We start from the raw sequence: 2,512 nt of genomic DNA on the forward strand, positions 1-2,512 counted from the left end.
AAAAATGCGTTCAAATAGCTCAATTTCTAATTGGTATCAATTGCAAAGGAATCTATTCACTTTAGTAATTCGCGAATACATTTTAAGTAATCTTACAGATACTTTTGCCGTTTAGCATCCATGACAGTGATTTTTTGTCAATGCGTAAGTTCTATAAGTAATAAGTAATAGGTAATAGGTGAATTAAAATTATTTATCTCTCTTACCTTCTTCCTCTGCTTCCTTGTTAGTTAATTTTAAGAATAAAAATTAAGACAGTTAGTATAAAGTTAGTTTTTCAGGAGTTAAAAATTATGGTTAATACCAATACCACTATTACAGTACAGATTAATGGAGAAACCCATGATTTTACTACTTCTCTATCTTTACCAGAGTTATTAGAGCAAATAGGCATGAATCCTCGTTTAGTAGCTGTAGAATACAATGGGGAAATTTTGCATCGTCAGTATTGGTCAGAAACTCAGATCGCTACAGGCGATCGCCTTGAAATAGTGACCATTGTTGGTGGAGGCTAATTGAAGGTTGAAGAATGAATTATGAGGAAGTAAGGGGAATAGATGAAGTAGCAACAAAGTCACCACTAACCAACCAAACGAATGAATCATTATGAAGGAAAGGCTCAATTTCAATTAGGAGAGGCTTTTTATAACCCTAAGAGTAGAGTAGTTCGTGATTTGGGCGTGTTGGCTGCTTTGGTGTGTAAGAAGCAGCAGGGACAGTTAAGAGTCTTAGAAGTAATGGCAGGTAGTGGAATTCGGAGCTTGCGTTATTATTTAGAAAGTCATGCTGATTTTTTATGGGTAAATGAAGGAAACTACCAACTAAATACTTTATTAAAGCAAAACTTACAAAATACAATTCCTGATGAACGTTATCAACTCACCCATTTAGATGCTCATCGGGTTTTTTTTGATTGTTTTAACCATCGAGACTATTACGATTTAGTAGATGTCGATTGTTTTGGCACAGCAGCACCCTATCTTAATACAATGTTGTGGGCAACGAGAATTGATGGTTTAATGTACCTTACTAGCACTGATGGACGTACTTTAGCTGGACGAATACCAAATAAAAGTTTACAAGCCTATGGAGCTTATCCTCGCTCTCATCCTGCGCTGCAAGAACAAGCTTTAAGATTGATTATTGGTAGTGTGGCGCAACAAGCAGGAACAAAGGGTTTAGGAGCAGAGCCGATTTTTGCGTTTTTTTCGGGGAAAACTTACCGCGTTATGTTTCGTTTAACTCGCTATACTAATTTAACTTCAGAAAATTATGGTTTTCTGGGTTACTGTCATCAATGCGGTGATTATCAAACAATTAACTGGCGCAAGTTAGGTAAGGCTGTGTGTTCTCACGATAATTCTGCTTTTACCGTTAGTGGTGCGATGTGGCTGGGCGCATTACACAATAAAGAATATCTGTCGGCAATGAAAGCAGTCGCTCAACAGCTACAATGGCAACATATAGTTAAGCTACTATCTACAATGATTGCAGAAGCCGACTTACCCCCTTACTTTTTTACCCTGCGAGAAATTGGTAAACGAGGTAAATTAGATTTACCGCAGCGATCGCTTATAATTCAAGCATTGCAAAATAGAGGCTATCAAGCCAGTGCTACCCATATTAATCCTGAAGCCATTAAGACTAATGCAGACATTCATCACTGTATTGCGATCGTCAAAGAACTAACCATCTAAAGAGCAAAGAAATTAAGAGATATCAAGATTAGACCGCATATAAGATAAAAAGCATATAAGCTATTGTCTTAGTTACTTAGTTTTTAAAGTCTCGACTCTAGTACTAAATTAATATTTTTCTATGGACGTAATAACCTTTGCTATCTTACTCGGTGGACTGGTAGTATTAGTCGTCGGCGCAGAATTTCTAGTTAACGGAGCATCAAAGGTTGCAGGGATATTGGGTATTTCTCCTCTTATTATCGGCTTGACTGTAGTTGCTTACGGTACAAGTGCGCCAGAAATGGCTGTAAGTGTCATGTCTAGTTTTTCAGGACAGGCTGATATTGCAGTAGGTAATGCTGTGGGGAGTAATATTTTTAATACTTTATTTATATTAGGTTTATCCTCTTTAGTAACTCCTTTAATTGTTGCTAAACAAATTATTCGCTCTGATGTTCCCATTCTGATTGGAGTGTCAATTTTATTATTTGTCTTTGGACTCGATGGTACACTGAGTCGCGTTGATGGCATTATTTTATTTACAGGGGCTATTGTTTATACTTTGTCTTTGATTTATCAGAGTCGCCGACAAATGAGCAGCGATGAAGACGATGAATTCGAGCAAGAATATGGTTTTGATGGCAACAAATCTGCTGCAATTTGGGCGAAAAATATCGGTTTTATTGTTGGTGGTTCAATACTTTTAGTGTTGGGTTCACGCTGGCTAGTTGATTCGGCAACAACTATTGCTAAAGCTTTAGGCGTTAGCGATCTTTTAATTGGTTTAACTATCGTTTCCTTGGGGACATCTTTGCCTGAATTAGCAACTTCTA

Annotated in this window: 3 protein-coding genes and 1 pseudogene; all 4 read left to right on the forward strand. The window is 37.1% G+C overall.

Going from position 1 to position 2,512, the window contains the following annotated elements:
• Positions 1-115 (forward strand): annotated as a pseudogene (locus tag H1P_RS40065) (IS701 family transposase); the annotation flags it as partial.
• Positions 116-293: 178 nt separating this feature from the next.
• Positions 294-515 (forward strand): sulfur carrier protein ThiS, encoded by a 222-nt coding sequence (thiS, locus tag H1P_RS32655; RefSeq protein ID WP_144875554.1) that lies wholly within the window; start codon positions 294-296, stop codon positions 513-515.
• 81 nt (positions 516-596) lie between these two features.
• Positions 597-1,697 (forward strand): class I SAM-dependent methyltransferase, encoded by a 1,101-nt coding sequence (locus H1P_RS32660; protein WP_144875556.1) that lies wholly within the window; start codon positions 597-599, stop codon positions 1,695-1,697.
• A 121-nt stretch (positions 1,698-1,818) separates the two neighbouring features.
• Positions 1,819-2,512: calcium/sodium antiporter (locus H1P_RS32665; protein ID WP_144875558.1), on the forward strand; the 694-nt coding region annotated here is incomplete at its 3' end.

Origin of the sequence: Hyella patelloides LEGE 07179 (assembly GCF_900659865.1) — a bacterium.
Taxonomy (GTDB): Bacteria; Cyanobacteriota; Cyanobacteriia; order Cyanobacteriales; family Xenococcaceae; genus Hyella; species Hyella patelloides.